At 65.9% G+C, this 279-nt stretch carries 1 protein-coding gene; it reads right to left on the bottom strand.

Annotation, left to right across the window (positions count from 1 at the left end; all coding sequences use genetic code 11):
* Positions 1-279, bottom strand: a 279-nt coding sequence (locus ACZ3HG_RS23395; protein WP_465334718.1) for a hypothetical protein, incomplete at both ends; no start/stop codon positions are given.

The following is a 279-nucleotide window of genomic DNA, read 5'->3' as shown; positions in this document are numbered from 1 at the left end:
TCGTAGGCGCACTCGTCGATGACGACGGGCTTGCCCCACCGCTCGCGCCACTCGTCGGTGTTCTCGGCCGTGCGATAGACATCGACGCGCTGGACGCTCGCGTGCGTGATCCACGGCCGGCCGTAGTCGTAGAACGGGCGGCAGTTGTGGATCGAGAGCAGATGATCGAAAGGGTCCTCCTCGCCGACGATCGCGGCGAGGCGCTCCCAGTCGTCCTCGTCCTTGCTCCAGACGAGGTCGTACTCGTTCGCGAGCGACCACCACACGTTCGAGAACGCC

The sequence above is a fragment of the Erwinia sp. PME.40.26/001 genome (assembly GCF_055556675.1).
This window is presented reverse-complemented; position numbering and strand designations above follow the sequence as displayed.